Raw genomic sequence first — 18546 nt, 5'->3', positions numbered from 1 at the left:
TTTAAAGAGGTTACCTAAGATAGGTTTTCGATAAGTCGCTTCCAGTCCATAGAAATGTTTTCCATAGAAAATTTCTCAACACTATTTTTAGCGTTCTTCTTACATTGGTTATAGAGTTCTTTATCCGTTACAAAACGATTCATCGCCTCAGCCATTAAATCAGGATTATGATTGTCAACTAAGAGTCCATTATGTGTGTCTAAAATAATCTCAGAGGGACCAGATTCACAGTTTACAGAAATGACTGGAGTCCCCAAAGACAGGCTTTCAACAAGCATAGTGGGAAATCCTTCGTAATGACTCGAAAGCACAGTACACATGGCTTTACTAACAATTGGATACGGGTTTTTGGTGTATGAGAAAAATATTATATGTTCCGACAAGTTCAATACTTGCACTTTTTTCTCTAATTTTAGTTTGTCATTTCCATCCCCAAGAATAACCAATTTTATCTTGTTATCTATTAAATCGGAATGTTTGTAGCTATCAATTAGCAATGTCAGGTTTTTTACTTCATCTTCAATTCTACCAAAGAATAGCATGAAGTTTTCTGGAAGCAGTAAAGATTCCGTGAGAGCAGTCATCTGAGGTTTATCAACAGCATTATGAATGGCTTTTACATTTTCAAAATGATACTTGTTTGTAAGCTTCGTTTTTATAGTCTTTGAGACCGTTACAAATTTGAATGCATTACTGTATAAGTACTTTGCAATAAATTTATTATCAGGAATGTAATTTTTGAGGAACGCACTATGAACTATAAAAATTACTTTTTCATTGACATAGAGTACTTTGTTTATTAAGAATTGTTTGAGAATACTCGGTCGTGATCTGCTATCAATAATAAAATCAAAGTTATGTGATCTTAGATAATTTAAAAAAACGGTGAACCTTTTTAGTGTTCCAAAAAAAGAAGCATCCTTATCTTTTAAGGCTCCTAAATTTAACAACGTTCCTTTATAGTCATAATCTATACGATTAAGAATACTGATGACATGAACCTCATAACCTAACTTGTCCAACAAAATTGACAATACTGCAGACGATTTTTCGGCGCCCCCCTTCCCTAAAGAAGAGGTGACAATGCATATCTTTTTTTTTGCAGTGTTTGAAGAACTCAAAATTTAAATGAGATTTTACTGAGATTCATAATATAATAGTTGTTTTCAAATTTAATCTAAATTAAAATACGTGTCATATTCTGAAGACTCTAAAATGATTCTTTTTCGGCTTTTGAAGGAATCGTTAAAAATACTTCGTTCGGGCTCAACTTCGTGAGCTGAAATATCTAATAGATCTGCAAGCCCATGAAACAAATCGTCAAGCATATAGGATCTATTCTCGTCGACTGTAAGCTGCTTTTGTTTCTTATAAGTGGCAGACTGCCATAATAAAAAAGGAACATCATACATGTCTTTTGTCCCAACATCCTCATTGTGACCTGCCATGTTGTGATCTTTAAATAATTCTTCCCCATGGTCTGACATATATAACACAAAACTTTTGGTGTTTAGAGCTTTAATTTTTTGGATGATTTCAGAAACCACAAAGTCAGTGTACAGCACTGCATTATCATAGTGGTTAATTATTTTGGATATTTCATCAGATTTATAATTACTTAAGGGGGTGTCTTTAAATTTATTGAAAGTGTCGGGATACCTGTTGGCATAGCTAACATGTGTTCCCATAAGATGAATGATGATAAATTTTTTGGAAGAGGAATCGTCCGACAGAATGGTTTCTAATTCAGGTAAAAGCTCGGCATCTTTTACTTTATTATGGACACCAAATGTGGTGGTGAGAAATTTACTTTTTTCGGAGGATAAAGCAATTTTGGTGACTAGACTTTCATAGATTCCAATGGGTCTCTGATTGGACAACCATACAGTTTCAAAGTTTGCCTTATTTGCGAGTTGAATAATAGAGCCATCCCCAATTTTATCTGGATATTCATAATTCCCAAGTGTGAGTATTTTAGTGATGGAAGCAATCGAATGTGCATGTGGACTGATGACATCATTGTAAATAGACAGCTCCTCTTTTAAAGAATTTAGTTTGGGTGTTGTCGGTCTGTAATAATCATACAAGCTAAAATGCGAACGGGTGGTCGATTCTCCTAAAATCATCACATAAACCTCTTTCTCTTGGTTGTCCAGTCGAGAGACATTGGTGAAATTTCCAGTTTTATTTGTTTTATAGGCGCCAAGTTTATTGGATTCTACTGTGTACTCTTTCGAAGATTTTAGTATTAAATAAGCAAGGTTGTAAACGATTAGTCCAGAGAACTTAAGGAATGCTAATATAACCAACATATAAATTGACACCTTAACCCTCGTCCGTGTTGATGATTTATTAAAAGGAGTCAGAATGATTTTAAACCTTATAAGCGATGTTGCAATCACGACCAGCATCAAAACGGAAAAGATGATGACTTTATGATCGACATAAAAATTAAGGAATTCTGCTGCTTCTGAACTGTTTGAATCTAATACCACAAATAGTGAAGATGCACTTAAATAGGCTTCAAAAAAGTAGTAGTAAACCGTTTCAAAATAAATTGCAAAACAAAATAGAAGAAACGTGAGTGATGTATATCCTAGCTGGATTTTACGATTCACAATAAAATAAACGGGGCTTACTAATAGAATAGAAAATAAACTATTTTCTAGAAAATTATAAACTGTTGAAACTTCAAATTCTTTATAGATAAGCTCAAAAATCACAGCAACAAAAACAGGTATCAAAAACTGATAAAAGATTTTTTTTGTAATTTTAAAATTAGTCATTTCTGTTTGATTAAACATTTCCGCTCCTATCCTTTTATATATCTCTGTTTTTTCCAAAAAAGGTATTTCTTAAAACAAAAAATACAATTCCTAAATATATTAAATTACTAACAAATAGAGCCATTACAACCCCTTCGGTACCAAAGGAACTTAAATAGTATCTGCCAAAAACATAATACATAGCCAATCCAATCAGTTGTGTCGATACAAAATATTTGATTTGTTTTTTAGCTAAAAACTGGTAGGATAATACATTCGCAATAAAGCGAACAAAATCCCCTGCCAATTGCCATTTAAATAAAATAGCCATTCCCATAAAAGCGTCTGTAAAAATAACTTCGATTAATACATTTCTTAAGACATACACTAAAACCATCCCTATAAAAACAAGTGGTACTAATGATGTATAAATTTTTTTTATTTCTATTCTAAACTCAAATGAGGTATTAATAGTTGCGTACTTGGGTAAAATATAGAGAGAGAAAATTGCAATTAAAAATTGCATATAAATTTTTGAAATGGAGTTCATTGCCGTCCATGAGCCCGCTTCAGCTTCACTAATTCTATCTAAAATGAGTGTTCTTAAATCAATTTCAACGTAATTTGAAAGTACCGTTGCTACAAAAGACATGGCCGTAAACCCTAAAAGCTGCTTTAAAAAAGGAATTTTAAAGGTGATTGATTTGAAATCAACATAGTCTTTTAAAAGTTTTCCAAAGATAATTATTAGCACTGCAAACTGAATAATCGGCGTCAGTGCAATGGCTACTAACACCCCTTTTAAGGAGTAGAAATAAAGGCTGACGAGCAACAAAACTGCTGCAAGAAAATGAGAAATAAACTCAATTTTAGTGTGTTTCTTATAGTCCGAAATTCCGTTTATAACCCCACTAAAAATTCGATTCATTGAAATAAAAGGAACCGCAACAGCCATCAATTTAAAAACAACGGCATACGTATCTGATAAAAATAATTTATGAGAGAAATAAGAGGCTCCAAAAAACAGTATAAAAAATAACACGACACTTGCCGTGAAACTAAAAACATATAAGGTTGAAAATAATTTGAGTAAGTTTTTTTGATCGGACTTATACTCTGAAACATACTTCACAACGCCGTTAAAGGTTCCCAGAGACGTGAGACTCATGAGTATCGAGGAGATGTTGCGCAACTGCCCTACTTTGGCAATCCCCGCTTGTCCTGTGTACTCCGCCAACAATTTCTGAACGACTAACGACATCAAAAGTCGCGCCCCCACAACCAATGAATTGAGTGAAGTGATCTTTAGAATTAAATTATTACGTATGAATTTAGGTAACTTCAAATTGGCTCATTAGAACTATTAATATAACACACGATAACTAACATTGAATATTAGTGCAGCACATTAGGCCCACTAAATTCTTATATGACAAGTTAGTTAATCGTGTGAAAATACTAATTTTTCTTCAAAAACAGGTAATATATATTAATTCCCATGATAGATGCATTGGAAATAATAATCGGCCAAGAGGTTGCTAACATAAAACCATAGGCAACAAACAACGCGCAGGCGACCGTGTTTAGCTTCCGTAAGCGTCTGATATCTTTCATCAAAAAAGAAATCAATAACAACAGCATTGCTAAATAACCTACGAATTCAGTCGCGTGAGTTTCTAAAAAATTCATTATATGATTTTGTTGCGCTTACGGTCAACTTCAGTAAGGTATATCTTACGTAACCTTAACGACTTAGGCGTTACTTCTACGTACTCATCTTTTTGAATGTATTCTAAAGCTTCTTCTAAAGAGAATTTAATTGCTGGAACAATCTTAGCTTTATCATCTGCACCAGAGCTACGGACATTACTTAACTTTTTAGTTTTTGTAATATTAATAGCCATATCGTCTCCACGAGAATTTTCGCCGATCACTTGACCTTCGTAAATGCTTTCGCCTGGATCTACAAAAAACTTACCTCTATCTTGTAATTTATCAATAGAATAAGGAATGGCTTGACCTAATTCCATAGAAACTAAGGATCCATTTTGACGTTCTGGAATTCCACCTTTAAGTGGCTGGTATTCTTTAAATCTGTGTGCCATAATCGCCTCACCAGCCGTAGCCGTCAAGAGTTGATTACGCATTCCGATAATCCCTCTAGATGGAATTAAAAACTCACACACCATACGATCGCCTTTCGCTTCCATACTGAGCATTTCACCTTTACGCATCGTTACCATTTCAATCGCTTTACCTGAAACAGATTCTGGTAAATCAATCGTCATTTCTTCAACTGGTTCGCATTTAACGCCGTCAATGACTTTGATAATTACTTGTGGCTGTCCGATTTGTAGTTCATACCCCTCACGACGCATCGTTTCGATAAGTACAGATAAGTGTAATACACCTCTTCCAAATACCATAAATTTATCGGCACTATCCGTTGCATTCACGCGTAGTGCTAAATTCTTTTCTAATTCTTTATCCAGGCGCTCTTTAATATGTCTTGAAGTTACAAACTTTCCATCTTTCCCGAAGAAAGGAGAATCGTTAATTGTAAACAACATACTCATTGTTGGCTCATCAATAGCAATCGTTTTTAACCCTTCTGGGTTTTCAAGATCCGCTACCGTATCACCAATTTCAAAACCTTCTAGGCCCACAATGGCACAAATATCACCCGTTTGAACTTCTTCAATCTTCTTTCTACCTAAACCTTCAAATACATGAAGTTCTTTTATTCTGGACTTCACGATGCTTCCATCACGTTTTACCAACGAAATTTGCTGTCCTGTTTTCAATTCACCACGCGTCAATCGACCAATGGCAATTCGACCTGTAAAGGATGAAAAATCTAAAGATGTAATTAACATCTGGGTATTTCCTTCAGGAATTTTTGGCGAAGGAATGTGTTCAATCACCATATCTAATAAAGGCTCTATATTATCTATTTCGTCTTTCCAATCGTGGTTCATCCAATTGTTTTTGGCGGAACCATATACCGTTGGGAAATCTAACTGCCACTCTTCTGCTCCTAATTCAAACATCAAGTCAAACACTTTTTCGTGTACCTCATCTGGAGTACAGTTTTCTTTGTCGACTTTATTAATCACTACACAAGGCTTTAAACCAAGGTCAATTGCTTTCTGTAACACAAAACGCGTTTGAGGCATAGGGCCTTCAAAAGCATCTACCAACAACAACACACCATCTGCCATGTTCAATACACGCTCTACTTCACCACCAAAATCGGCGTGACCAGGCGTATCAATAATATTGATTTTGGTATCTTTATATATGACGGAAACATTTTTAGCTGTGATCGTAATACCTCTCTCACGTTCAAGATCGTTATTATCCAGAATTAAATCACCTGTATTTTGGTTCTCACGAAACAGTTGACAGTGATACATGATTTTATCAACCAAGGTTGTTTTTCCGTGATCGACGTGTGCAATAATTGCGATATTTTTTACATTAGCCATAAGTGCCTTGTTTTAAGCGTGCAAAGTTACATTTAATTTTCTTACTTTAGTACTGCTTATTAATTTTAAAACACCTTTTAATTTTGATTATATTTGCAGCATAAATTTACAGCAATGAATCTTCAAGATATTCCAAAATTAAAACATACAACTTCGGACAATTTTTTCCTGTTAGCAGGACCTTGTGCGATTGAAAGCGAAACAATGGCGCTTCAAATTGCAGAAAAAGTGTGTAAAATTACTGATGACTTAAAAATTCCTTACATTTTTAAAGGCAGTTTTAAGAAAGCAAACCGCAGTCGAATTGATAGCTTTACAGGAATCGGTGATGAAAAAGCCTTGAAAATTCTTAGAAAAGTTTCCGAAACTTTTGACATCCCAACCGTCACCGATATTCATGAAGTATCGGATGCAGCCTTGGCAGCTCAGTATGTAGATGTATTACAAATCCCTGCGTTTCTAGTAAGACAAACCGACCTTGTAGTCGCAGCGGCTCAAACAGGAAAAGTTGTGAATTTAAAAAAAGGGCAATTTATGAGTCCCGAAGCCATGAAACATGCCGTTCAAAAAGTGAAAGATGCTGGAAACGAAAAGGCATGGATTACCGATCGTGGCACCATGTTTGGCTATCAAGATATGATTGTTGATTTCCGTGGCATTCCAACAATGCGTGCTTTTGCACCTACTGTTTTGGACGTGACACACTCGCTACAACAACCCAACCAAACAAGTGGCGTGACCGGTGGTCGTCCAGATATGATTGAAACCATTGCCCGCGCAGGCATTGTTAATAATGTGGATGGATTATTTATCGAAACACATTTTGACCCTTCCAATGCCAAAAGTGATGGTGCCAATATGCTTCACATCGACCATTTAGAAAAATTACTTACCAACTTAAGCGCCATAAGACGCACTATAAATTCCCTTTAGAACCTATGCAAAAGGCACTCCTCATTTGCTTATTATTTGGATTCAGTATTCAAGGATATTCTCAAGAAACGCCTCTTGAAATTTCTATGGAAACACCCACCATCGAAACTAGTTTTAAAACCCAAAATAAAGGTAAATTCTATTTTTATTGGGGATGGAATAAAGCACAATACAGCTATTCAGACATCACCTTTAGAGGGGACGATTATGAATTTACACTCTATGATGTGGCTGCCAAAGACCGTCAAAACCCGTGGGATGCAGACGTGTATTTAAATCCTACAAACATCACCATTCCGCAAACCGTGGCAAGAATAGGGTATTATTTTCATGACAATTGGAACATTTCTATAGGAGACGATCACATGAAATACATCATGGTAGAGCAACAACCCGCCACGATTGATGGTTATATTGACTTAGACGATCCACTCTCAGAATTCAACGGTGTGTATGACAATGCACCTATATACATTGATGAGGATTTCTTGGAATTTGAACATACCGATGGACTCAACTATATAAATGTTGAGATTTCAAGAGTTGATAATCTTGGGGATTATCTAAAATGGAATTCCAAAAAAATACAACTGAATCTGTTAGAATCTTTTGGTGCAGGAATTTTATACCCAAAAACCAATTCAACCTTACTTTCTAAAGAGCAAAATGATGAATTTCACTTGGCAGGATTTGGACTGTCTTTTAAGGCGGGTGTCAATTTAACTTTGTTTGACCACTTTTTTGTACAAGCGGAATTTAAAGCAGGCTATATTGATATGTCGGACATACGAACTACTAGATCCACAGCAGACTCTGCTTCTCAAGAATTTTTCTTTTACCAAAGAAACATTTCTTTTGGGTACATCTTTCAGTTAGTAAAATAAGAAACTTTAGTCCTTTAACTGTGGTATTTTCGTTATGGTATTCAGTCCATATTTATCTACCAAATAAACCAAGGACGTCATGGTGGCGGCTCCTAACTCTAATTCACGTTTATTAACGGCATCAAAAGTATCATTCGCCGCATGGTGGTGGTCAAAGTAACGTTGTGAATCTGGACGCAATCCTGCCAACACATTCGTGTTTTTTTTTAAGGGACCAATATCGGCACCACTGCCTCCTTTTTTGAAATAATGAATAAGATAGGGTTCAAACAAAGGCTTCCATTGCATGATTTGATCCACTTTATAATCGGGGCCATCAAAAGTGAAGCCTCGAGGTGTGAACCCACCTGAGTCACTTTCTAAGGCAAAAATATGATTCTCCCCTTTTCGTGTGGCTTCCTTCGCATACGCTTTACCACCTCTTAATCCATTTTCTTCATTCATAAACAATACAACTCTGATCGTTCGTTTGGGTTTAATTCCCGAAATTTTCAATAAGCGCAGTACATCCATAGATTGGACACAACCCGCACCATCGTCATGCGAACCATCCCCTAAATCCCACGAATCTAAATGTCCGCCGACGGTAATGATTTCCTCTGGAAATTCAGCCCCTGTAATTTCGCCAATCACGTTGTAAGACTGCACATCTTTTAATTGACGACAACTTTGTTTGATAAATAATTTAAGACTTGAATCGATCTTTAGCATACCGCTTAACATTTCGGCATCATTGGTGCTAATCGCTGACGAAGCAATCCGTTTAGATACAGGTGCATCTCCGTAAGACATTGCTCCCGTGTGAGGCAAATCGTCCATTCTGAGATTCATAGAACGCACAATCATGGCAACTGCTCCGAGTTTACCAGCTTCTTCTGCCCCATTGTAACGCTGATCGACACAACCACTATAGGCTTCAAAAGTTAAGATCAAATCGGCTTGCATGGGACGGTTGAAAAATACGATTTTTCCTTCCACATCTTTTCGCTCCAAGGCTTTTAATTCTTCTATGCCTTGCACTTCAATCACTTCTGCTTTCACACCTTGAAGCGGAGTAGCAACCGATCCTCCCAAAGCACATATATTCACAGAAATAGTTTTCCCAGGCGCCGTTTCTATATAGGCAAATTCAGGCGTACCTCGCACCCATTTTGGCACCATGACAGGTTGCAACCAAACACGGTCGAGGCCTAATTTTTCTAATTCTTCTTTGGTATATTCAACTGCCAATTCGGCATTTAAAGATCCTGATAAACGGCCTCCAATTTCGTTAGATAAATAATCTAACCATTGGTAACTTTGACCATTGGTTAAGGTGTTTTTATAGATTGTTTTGATATAATCTGCATCGGATTGCGCATTCAAACCGAGCGTTAAAAAACAGAAAATAATGAGTGCTAGGTATTTCATAATCTAAATTTTATAAAAGTAAAACTAAGCCATGTAAATGAATCTAGTGTTAAGATTGACACAAAACTTGATTATTTACTCACAAATGCCTTGACATCTGCAACGGTAACTTCCGCTTCTCCAAGAATAATAAGCCGTTCAACCACATTTCTTAACTCCCTGATATTTCCTGTCCAATCATAGGCTTTAAGCAATTTAAGCGCTTCTGCCGAAAAACTCTTTTTAGCGGTTCCTTGTTCCGAGGCAATTTTATTTGCAAAATAATCGACCAATACAGGAATGTCATCTCTACGATCGTTTAGTGGCGGTACTTTAATTAAAATAACTGCCAAACGGTGGTATAAGTCTTCACGGAAACGTCCTTCTGATATTTCTGTTTTAAGGTTTTTATTTGTAGCAGCAATCACCCGCACATCTACTTTGATGTCTTTATCACTCCCAACACGTTGGATGCGACTTTCTTGCAGAGCACGTAATACTTTTGCTTGCGCGGAGAGGCTCATATCCCCTATTTCATCAAGAAAAATAGTCCCTTTATTGGCGGCTTCAAACTTTCCTGCACGGTCTTTATGAGCGCTTGTAAATGCGCCTTTAATATGCCCAAACAATTCACTTTCAATTAGTTCACTAGGAATTGCCGCACAATTCACTTCAATCATAGGCCCTTTGGCGCGGTCACTTTTTTGGTGCAACCAATGGGCTACTAATTCTTTTCCAGTACCATTAGGTCCTGTCACCAATACGCGTGCTTCGGTAGGCGCTACTTTATCAATAATTGATTTGATGGTCTCAATTTCGGGGCTGTTACCAACCATTTCGTATTGTTTGCTGACTTTCCGTTTGAGACGTTTATTTTCGACCACCAATTGTTTGCGGTCCAGTGCATTTCGAATGGTATTCAGCAGACGGTTCAAGTCGGGTGGTTTTGAAATATAATCATAGGCACCCATGCGCATGGTGTTCACAGCCGTGTCTAAATCGCCATGCCCTGAAATCATCACCATCGGAATTTCTGGTTTGATTTTTTTGACTGCTTCCAGAACTTCAACTCCGTCCATTTTGGGCATTTTAATATCACACAATACCAAATCAAAATCGTCTTTTTTAATCATTTCGGTACCGACCAAGCCATCTTCGGCTTCAAACACTTGGTATTGAGCATTCTCTTCCGTCAGTATTTTGACAAGGACACGACGGATGGAGGCTTCATCTTCAATGATTAAAATTCTAGACATTTGGTGTTGATTTAGTATGCATTAATAACGTTTCATTCAAATTAATATTTCAACCATTTATAAAGTTCTTTATAGGTTGGCTTTTTGCCATGCATCAAGATTCCAATACGGTAGATTTTTGCGGCGAACCATACTGTAACTACAAAGCTCATTATCAAAATTAAAAGCGAGGCGATTTGTTCCCATAACGGAACACCAAACGGAATCCGCATCAACATCACCACAGGAGAGGTAAATGGTATAAATGAAAATACGGTTGAAATGGTGCCATGCGGATCTTCAATCACGGTAAACACTCCCACATAAACCCCTATAATCAAGGGTATCAATACGGGAATCATAAATTGTTGGGTGTCCGTTTCGTTGTCCACCGCAGCACCAATGGCCGCATATAACGAACTGTACAACAGATATCCTCCTATAAAAAATAAGATAAACGCCACTATTAAATTCCCAATTGGAAGGGCGCTAAATTCATTGACAATCATTTGAATTTTGTCGGTGGATTCTGGATTTGAAAGCGTTTCATTTACCATGTCTTGTTGCGGACTTTGAGACAAGTCAACTCCAAAAATGGCAGATGCTGAGAAAAGTAAAATAGCACCTAAAACAATCCAAGTGGTAACTTGTGTAATTCCTGCTAAAGAGGTCCCAATAATTTTCCCCATCATCAGTTGGATGGGTTTTACTGAGGAAATAATTACTTCGATAATACGGCTGGTTTTTTCTTCAATCACACTGCGCATGATCATGTTTCCATAGATAATGATAAACATAAATAACAAATAGCCAGCTGCACCGCCAAAGATCAATTTCATAACACTCCCCACCTTGGAAGTTTTTACGCCTTCAAAGCTTTCTTGATTGATTTCGATATTGGTTTTAGAGGATTCAATGAGTGCTAAATCAACTCCTTCATTTTGTAATTTTAGTTCGGATAATTTGTTTTCGATTTTCGATTCCAAAGAAGATATAAATGAAAGGGAAGGCGATTCTTCAGAATAAAACCGAATGGCGCTCGACACCGTTTCTAAAGGGGTGTTAGGAATGTGAAGCAAGCCATAAGCGCCTTCTTGATTGGCGAGTGTTTTGGCAGTTTCCAAATCAACTTCAGAAAGGTGGTTAAAAATTGTTTGATCGTTAGTTTTGAAGGATTCCGAAAGGAAATCCGTTTCGTCTAAAACATAGATGGTACGGACAGTATCGTTATTGACACTCGACAAATAGCCTACAAATAAAAACAGGGCTATCATAATGAGGGGCGTCAAAAATGTCATGAGTATAAACGATTTGTTGCGCACTTTAGTCAGATACTCACGTTTGATAATTAGTGGAAGGTGATTCATGACTTGTTATTTTGGATGGTTTGAATAAAAATATCACTCGCATTTGGAATTAATTCATTGAAATGGAGCACTTGTGCTTGCGACGTTAAAAACGTCAATAAATCATTGGAGGTCCCTTCTGACCCTAATGAAATATTCAGTTTTAAATCATCATGCAGGGATTTAAAATCTGCTGGAGTGACTTTAAATTTCGATTTAATGATTTGTTCTAATGCGCGTTTGTTGTCTGTCAGCAGCCCTACTTCAAAAGAATTTGTTTTATAATGTCGTTTGATGTCGTTTAGTTTGCCATCTAATATTTTTTTGGATTCATGAATTAGGGCGATATGATCACACAATTCTTCCACCGATTCCATTCGGTGGGTGGAGAAAATAACGGTTGCGCCTTCATCTCTCAATTGCAAAATTTCGTCTTTTATAAGATTGGCGTTGATGGGGTCAAATCCCGAAAACGGCTCGTCAAAAATCAACAGTTTGGGTTGGTGTAAAACGGTGACTACAAACTGAATTTTTTGCGCCATTCCTTTGGAGAGTTCTTCTACTTTTTTGTCCCACCAATGGCCTATTTCTAGTTTGTCAAACCAGTATTTTAAGCGCTTCTTCGCTTCCGAATACGACAAGCCTTTGAGTTGTGCCAAATACAAGGCTTGCTCCCCGACTTTCATGGATTTATACAGCCCACGTTCTTCTGGCAAATAGCCTATGTATTGCACATGGTGAGACTGTAAAGGTTCCCCATCTAAAAAAACCGATCCGGTGTCGGGCATGGTAATTTGATTGATGATTCTAATGAGGGTGGTTTTCCCGGCGCCATTGGGACCTAACAATCCAAAAATACTGTGTTTGGGTACTTGTATAGAGACGGCGTCCAAGGCTTGGAACTCACCGAAATATTTTGAAACTTCTTTGGTTTCTAAAAGGTTACTCATTTAATGTGTTTTGGTATAAGACGTAACAATATAAGAAAAGTTACACTGAAAAAGTAAAACTGTCACTATTAATTTAGGACTGTTAACATCACATATATTTTTGGATGTACGGATTTTATATATATATTTACAACGGACTTAGACCTCAAATCTGTTTCTTCATTTTAACCAATTCAACTTTTTAGTAAGATATTAGAGTGCTGTATTTATACAGTGTTGTGTGAGTATGTGATGTTTTTAAAAGTTAATTGAGCAGCATAGTTGTTGAATTAATTTCTATAAACTTAAGGTTATGAATACAAAAAATGAAAAATGATAAACGAGAACAAAAGTTCCTGTTATCCGGAAATAGAGACGTATAAATAGGAGGTTTGTTCTCCATATAACGAGTTAGCAACAAGCTTAAAAAACATGGGATACAAGAAAGTATGTTTAGATTGCAGAAAAGCTTTTAATCGACCAATAAACTTGGAGAAAGAAAATAAATCGATTTGTCCTCAATGTGAAAATCCAATGACTGAATTATATCATTTATTTCAACCACCGAAGCAAACTGAAAAAAAGAAATGGGAAGTTGTTAAGTATTTGGTGGAAAATGGATTTCGATATTACCACGTTTGGGAAACTATTAATAGGAATTCAAAAGGAGAGATAACCAGTTACCAGAATTATACAAAATATCCTGACAACATGAATGATGCAAAAGAGTTTGTTGAAAAATATCAAGATCAAGCTTTAAAACAATAAAGTCCTATTTTAATATGACAGAAGAAGAATTAAAGGAAATAGAGGAAAGGTGTCTATCTGGAACCAAAGGACCCTGGATACCTATGATTGAAGGAATTACTCATACTTGTGGTGACGACTTTATAATGATTGGCGTAAAAGATGCTGATGATTACGAAAATTTATCAAGAGGAAATGATCTTTATTTATCGGATGGAAATAATGAAGATTTGAATTTTGTAGCAAATGCGAAACAAGACATACCAAAACTGATTGCAGAAATAAGAAAATTAAAGGAGAAATTAAATAAAGTCAGTTGCTAACAGCACCTAATATCACATGGCCGCGTTAGGGTCATTAATGAAAAGATGTAGTAAATTTGAAAGTACAATAAATCAACATAAACTTGAGTAGCAAACGGCCACGTGCCATAGCTGCAACACGTTGTAAATAATACCCAAACTGACCGCAGAAAATGAATTTAGACGAGTTAGCAAATAACATTCGGAAAATTTCAAAAGAAGATTCCATTCAAAAACTAGCTGATAATTTAGAAGGCTGGAAAACTGACGAAAGAAATGCGATTGAATTAGGGGAAAATATCGAACGTTTTCTTGGAAATACTTGGATTATAAAGCTAACGGACTTTGATAAAGTTTATGGAATGTGGACTGAATTTAAAAACTCTGCAATTGATGGAATTGGTGGAATGACAATGAATGAAAGACTATATTGGTTCGGAGCATTTGACTTATTCGACAATGCAAAAACCGAATCCGAACGAAAAAAGATATATGGAAAATTAATGGCTGCAAAATGAAAGAAGAAATTAAATTGACTTTAGCGGCAGAACCCAGCTCCGCAAAGCCTCCTGACTTAGCGGGATAAAAAATGAATTCAAACTAAAAATTATCAATAAATATATATACATAAAAAACAATGGGGATTTTAGATAAACTTTTCGGAAGTAACAAGAATTCAGTTTCTAAAACAAATGAACAGAAAATTGAACACGCAGTTATTATTTATTTCAACAATGGAATTAAAGGAATGGATGAAATTTACGAATTAAGTGATGAACTCAGAACTATTATTGAGAAAAATAATTTGGGTGAATTTGATGGACACGAGGTTGCTATAGATAATAGTGATGGATCTTTATATATGTACGGGCCAAATGCAGAATTATTATTTAAGGGAATTAAATCTACATTAGAAAAAACCCGTTTTTTAAATGGAGCGGAAGCTGTATTAAGATTTGGACCTCCTGAAGAAGGAGTAAAAGAAATTACAGTTGAAATAAAACCCGCTGCGTATTCTATGACTTAAACAAATAAAATTTCAATTAATTTTAAGCTGCATATTTCATAAAATCAACGTAAGGTGAATTTCTTTTAATCACAGCAAACATTCTAGCTATTAGCTTATTTCTAATTATGTTAATAGTACTCATTTTGCTTTTACCAAGCTCTAATCTTCTTTCATAAAAGGTTTTTATTTCTAAGTTATATTGCAGGGATCCTTTAGCCCCTAAATCCAACAAGCTTTTCATCTTTTTGTTGGCTAGGTTGCTCACTTTTGTTTTCCCTCTGATACTGGTTCCTGAAACGTTTGGAAATGGAGCTACTCCGCAGTAGGAAGCAAATTGTCTGTGTGTTTTAAATTTTGTAAATCCTTCTGTTAAAACAATGGTATAAAGTGCTATCTGTGGGCCGACTCCCTTGATACTTGTTACTAATTCATATTGGTTTTTCAACCCTTGATCACTTTTAACAACTTTGTCCATTTCTTGCTCTATTTCAGAAATATATTTGGATAAACTTTTAATGCTTTTTTCTAAAATTTTAAATACAATTTCGTTGTCTTTTCTGATGTAAACTAACTTGTATTCCTTCAGTAAAGCTTTATCACCAGACCTTTGTTTTACTTTTGTTTCTCTTAATGCTAAAAGTGTTTTCAGTGATTTTAATTCTTTTGAGGGTAATTTACAGGGACTTATTTCATCTCTCAATCTATATCCATATCGGGCTATTGAGCGAGAGTCAACCCTGTCATCTTTTCCTCTTACAATTCCTAAAGAACGTTTTATTTCAAGACCAGGGACCATCGAAAAAGAAATATTCTCCTTGGTTAAATAAACAGCTAATCTGTGAGAATAAAGTCCGGTATGTTCAAAGACAAATAATACATTTTCAGGACTGAAAGGACTTTGTTTAAATACCCAGTTCACCATTTTTTTAAAATCTTTTACTGTGTTTTCAAACTTACAATAAGCCTTGTTTGAATGGACGGTCACATCAATAGTAAGCTTGCTAACATCAATGCCAATTGTTTCTTTAATTTTCATACTTTTGTTATTAAGTTAATAAAATGATTACATTGACTAAAACCTTTAATGAGGCTGATTGAAATTCTATTTGGTCCTTTTGTAATCGAAATAAAAGAATGGGGACTAATACGCAACATAGTTCTGTAGCTAGCAAAGTCTAAAGTTCACCCCATTCTTTTTTATTAACAAGATAATAGTTATTTTCTAAAATGTAAATCTAAAGGCAAAGTCTCCCGACTTCGCGCAACATAAATAAAAAAATATAGAGAATCCGTTTTGAATGCTAACAGAAAATTGAATACTGGAAACACTAAACAAACAACTCAAAGTCGGGAAATCGAAGATTCGACGAAGTCAAACTTTACGCAAATGGGGAATTAAATTTTTAAATATGAACAAGAAAAACATAAAAAATAGTTTTCTATGTGGAATAGGGTATGCTATTGGAATGTCAGCATTTCATTATTTTAAAAATGGTGAATTTAGTGTTTGGGATTTCCTATTTTATTTCACATTTTTTGGAACTAGTTTGTGGTTGATTAATCGAAATAAATATAAAAAACAGTAAACACAGTGTCTTAAAAATAGACCGTAAACGCCAGCTAGCGCCACGCTTTAGCGTGGTGACATAGAACAACCTACAAATGCCTCAACACCCACAGCTCTACTTCTTCGGACGCACGCCAATGTTGGTCGCGTTTGGTTTTGTCGGAAGCAACTTTAACAGGTCTTTTAAGACATTTTTCCAATTGAAATCTACCACCACTGGCAAGTTCTTTTTCAATAGGATGATCGGTTGTAGCCTTTGTAATTTGCGCTAAATTAGAAAATATCACAACCAATTTTCCATCTGAAGAGAGGCGTTGTTTGGCCGCCTCAAAAAACTTAGGAAAAAGCGTTTCGTTGTAATAAATGGCTTCGTCATTTTTATCTAAGTTATGAGCTGCTGGCAACCAAGGAGGATTAAAAACAATCAACTCGCTGGGTTTTTCCCATTTTCCAAAAAGAGATCCAAAATCGAGTTCTACTTTACGAGACAGCTTTGTGTCGCCCATAAATTCTTTGAGCCCTACAATCGCATTGGGATTGGTGTCGGTTCCAAATACTTTTTGGAAGCCGTGTTTCACCATCTGAAAGGACAAAACACCACTTCCAATTCCTACATCGATGGCGGATTTTTTAGGACCTTCGTACCGTTTTAGCCAATTGTCAAAAAGAATCAAATGGTCAAAACGGGTTGGGAAATACGTCCCGTAATAGGGATGTATTTTATTTCGCAATACGGGAACCGTAATCCCGTTTTGGTACCACTGCCACGCACTGTTCAATCCTTGAACTTTAGGGAAAGGCAACAAGAATTCACTGGCTTCTGGATAAAATGTTTCTAGCCAACCAATAGAAGGTGCTTTTTTAACGACCAATTTATGATCTGCAATTTCGATTAAAATAAGCTTGGACAATTTTCGATATGCATCTCTATAAGCACGTTGTTCTTTAAAAGAAGTTCCTGAGAATTTTCGTTTTAGATGGGTTTGCAACTCCTTCAAAAGTGTCAGTCCATTGCTGTAAAAGGCGGTAATCAATACGGGCCTTCCCGATTCTAAAGATCGAATCGTCCCTTTCACATCTGAAGAGCGATTGAACAACTCTAATTGTGCTTTTGAACTCGTAATGGGAGTTGGCTTATTTATATCGTTTATTGTAATCATGTGGCGTTTTTAGTAGCGTCGTATAAGAAAAATACAACTGCGACAAAGATACTTTTTTAAACTCCATTCTATAGCGATCTTCTAGAAGATCGAATCGTAGGAATTGAATTTAGCAAACGTTAAATTTCTGATTTAATTTGAAATACAATTTTATTTTCTTAAATTTATCTCAGATTTAGATCCCAAATCTATTTCTTCAGAACTAATTGAATCAAGAGTAAGATATTTTTATTGTAAATTTTAAACCGTTTTCAACGCTATTTAAGCGAGGATTAGAGGGATTTAACAAATTAAATATAAACACATGAAAAACATCATTGGATTAGACAAAGAAAAAGCGACTGAACTGAGTCGAGAATTAAATGACTTATTGGCAAACTACCAATTGTTTTACCAAAACCTAAGAGGATTGCACTGGAACATCAAAGGGAAAGAATTCTTCGAACTGCATGTTAAGTTTGAAGAATTTTACAATGATGCTGTACTAAAAGTAGATGAAATTGCAGAACGTATTTTAACACTTGAAGGAGAACCGTTTCACACCTATTCAGACTATCTACAAACGGCTGAAATAAAGGAAGAAAAAAACATTGTCAACGGAAAAAAAGGGGTTGAAATTATTATAAATAATTTTAAGATTTTGATCGCTAAGGAACGAGCCATTCTGTCCCTTGCCTCAAATACAGACGATGAAGGAACCGTCAGTTTAATGAGTGATTACATTTCTCAAACTGAAAAAACATTGTGGATGCTGAATTCTTATTTGAGTTAAAAAAACAATAAAAACAAAGA

At 35.7% G+C, this 18546-nt stretch carries 18 protein-coding genes; 7 read left to right on the top strand and 11 right to left on the bottom strand.

Annotation, left to right across the window (positions count from 1 at the left end):
- Nucleotides 1-14 precede the first annotated feature (14 nt).
- The 5 genes from FORMB_RS10040 to typA all read right to left on the bottom strand — a co-directional run bounded on the left by FORMB_RS10040 (nucleotide 15) and on the right by typA (nucleotide 6253).
- Entirely contained in the window at nucleotides 15-1121 is a 1107-nt protein-coding gene (locus FORMB_RS10040) for a glycosyltransferase (RefSeq protein ID WP_069677326.1), read from the bottom strand.
- 51 nt (nucleotides 1122-1172) lie between these two features.
- On the bottom strand, nucleotides 1173-2786 hold the full coding sequence (locus FORMB_RS10035) for a phosphoethanolamine transferase (RefSeq protein WP_197493467.1): 1614 nt from the start codon (nucleotides 2784-2786) through the stop codon (nucleotides 1173-1175).
- Between the two features lie 34 nt (nucleotides 2787-2820).
- The gene (locus FORMB_RS10030; RefSeq protein ID WP_069677324.1) at nucleotides 2821-4110 is read right to left on the bottom strand and encodes an O-antigen translocase; all 1290 of its coding nucleotides are present in this window, start codon (nucleotides 4108-4110) and stop codon (nucleotides 2821-2823) included.
- Between the two features lie 113 nt (nucleotides 4111-4223).
- The gene (locus FORMB_RS10025; protein WP_069677323.1) at nucleotides 4224-4454 is read right to left on the bottom strand and encodes a uroporphyrinogen decarboxylase; all 231 of its coding nucleotides are present in this window, start codon (nucleotides 4452-4454) and stop codon (nucleotides 4224-4226) included.
- Nucleotides 4454-6253 carry a translational GTPase TypA gene (typA, locus tag FORMB_RS10020; protein ID WP_069677322.1) on the bottom strand — a complete coding sequence of 600 codons (1800 nt, stop codon included), beginning with the start codon at nucleotides 6251-6253 and terminating at the stop codon, nucleotides 4454-4456. The genes FORMB_RS10025 and typA overlap by 1 nt, the downstream gene beginning before the upstream one ends.
- Before the next feature lie 114 nt (nucleotides 6254-6367).
- Here typA and kdsA point away from each other — a divergent pair, with 114 nt between their 5' ends.
- Both kdsA and FORMB_RS10010 read left to right on the top strand, forming a co-directional pair.
- Nucleotides 6368-7186, top strand: a complete 819-nt coding sequence (gene kdsA, locus FORMB_RS10015) for a 3-deoxy-8-phosphooctulonate synthase (protein WP_069677321.1) — start codon at nucleotides 6368-6370, stop codon at nucleotides 7184-7186.
- 5 nt (nucleotides 7187-7191) lie between these two features.
- A complete protein-coding gene (locus tag FORMB_RS10010; protein ID WP_197493466.1) occupies nucleotides 7192-8070 on the top strand; it encodes a hypothetical protein in 879 nt (292 codons plus the stop codon).
- Between the two features lie 6 nt (nucleotides 8071-8076).
- Here the strand turns inward: FORMB_RS10010 and FORMB_RS10005 are convergent, their stop codons facing one another.
- The 4 genes from FORMB_RS10005 to FORMB_RS09990 form a co-directional block, all read right to left on the bottom strand.
- On the bottom strand, nucleotides 8077-9480 hold the full coding sequence (locus FORMB_RS10005; RefSeq protein WP_069677320.1) for a M20/M25/M40 family metallo-hydrolase: 1404 nt from the start codon (nucleotides 9478-9480) through the stop codon (nucleotides 8077-8079).
- Nucleotides 9481-9551: 71 nt separating this feature from the next.
- On the bottom strand, nucleotides 9552-10715 hold the full coding sequence (locus tag FORMB_RS10000; RefSeq protein ID WP_069677319.1) for a sigma-54-dependent transcriptional regulator: 1164 nt from the start codon (nucleotides 10713-10715) through the stop codon (nucleotides 9552-9554).
- Nucleotides 10716-10756: 41 nt separating this feature from the next.
- Nucleotides 10757-12061: an ABC transporter permease gene (locus FORMB_RS09995; RefSeq protein WP_069677318.1), complete on the bottom strand. Its 1305-nt coding sequence runs from the start codon at nucleotides 12059-12061 to the stop codon at nucleotides 10757-10759.
- Nucleotides 12058-12990, bottom strand: coding sequence for an ABC transporter ATP-binding protein (locus FORMB_RS09990; RefSeq protein ID WP_069677317.1), 933 nt, complete (start codon nucleotides 12988-12990; stop codon nucleotides 12058-12060). The genes FORMB_RS09995 and FORMB_RS09990 overlap by 4 nt, the downstream gene beginning before the upstream one ends.
- 411 nt (nucleotides 12991-13401) lie before the next feature.
- On the opposite strand from FORMB_RS09990, the gene FORMB_RS09985 reads away from it, so the two are divergent.
- From FORMB_RS09985 to FORMB_RS09970, 4 genes are all read left to right on the top strand, one after another.
- Nucleotides 13402-13737 carry a hypothetical protein gene (locus FORMB_RS09985; RefSeq protein WP_069677316.1) on the top strand — a complete coding sequence of 112 codons (336 nt, stop codon included), beginning with the start codon at nucleotides 13402-13404 and terminating at the stop codon, nucleotides 13735-13737.
- Nucleotides 13738-13751: 14 nt separating this feature from the next.
- Complete coding sequence (locus FORMB_RS09980; RefSeq protein ID WP_069677315.1) at nucleotides 13752-14039, top strand: hypothetical protein; 288 nt, start codon at nucleotides 13752-13754, stop codon at nucleotides 14037-14039.
- Between the two features lie 152 nt (nucleotides 14040-14191).
- Entirely contained in the window at nucleotides 14192-14536 is a 345-nt protein-coding gene (locus FORMB_RS09975) for a hypothetical protein (RefSeq protein ID WP_069677314.1), read from the top strand.
- A 119-nt stretch (nucleotides 14537-14655) separates the two neighbouring features.
- The gene (locus FORMB_RS09970) at nucleotides 14656-15045 is read left to right on the top strand and encodes a hypothetical protein (protein ID WP_069677313.1); all 390 of its coding nucleotides are present in this window, start codon (nucleotides 14656-14658) and stop codon (nucleotides 15043-15045) included.
- Nucleotides 15046-15067: 22 nt separating this feature from the next.
- On the opposite strand, the gene FORMB_RS09965 is transcribed toward FORMB_RS09970, so the two are convergent.
- Both FORMB_RS09965 and FORMB_RS09960 read right to left on the bottom strand, forming a co-directional pair.
- Nucleotides 15068-16063 (bottom strand): IS110 family transposase, encoded by a 996-nt coding sequence (locus FORMB_RS09965; RefSeq protein ID WP_069677312.1) that lies wholly within the window; start codon nucleotides 16061-16063, stop codon nucleotides 15068-15070.
- 620 nt (nucleotides 16064-16683) lie between these two features.
- Nucleotides 16684-17754, bottom strand: coding sequence for a methyltransferase (locus FORMB_RS09960; RefSeq protein WP_069677311.1), 1071 nt, complete (start codon nucleotides 17752-17754; stop codon nucleotides 16684-16686).
- A gap of 304 nt (nucleotides 17755-18058) precedes the next feature.
- On the opposite strand from FORMB_RS09960, the gene FORMB_RS09955 reads away from it, so the two are divergent.
- On the top strand, nucleotides 18059-18526 hold the full coding sequence (locus FORMB_RS09955) for a Dps family protein (RefSeq protein WP_069677310.1): 468 nt from the start codon (nucleotides 18059-18061) through the stop codon (nucleotides 18524-18526).
- Nucleotides 18527-18546 lie beyond the last annotated feature (20 nt).

The sequence above is a fragment of the Formosa sp. Hel1_33_131 genome (assembly GCF_001735745.1).
Taxonomy (GTDB): domain Bacteria; phylum Bacteroidota; class Bacteroidia; order Flavobacteriales; family Flavobacteriaceae; genus Hel1-33-131.
Note: the sequence above shows the minus strand (reverse complement) of the source record. Positions and strands in the feature narration are given on the sequence as shown.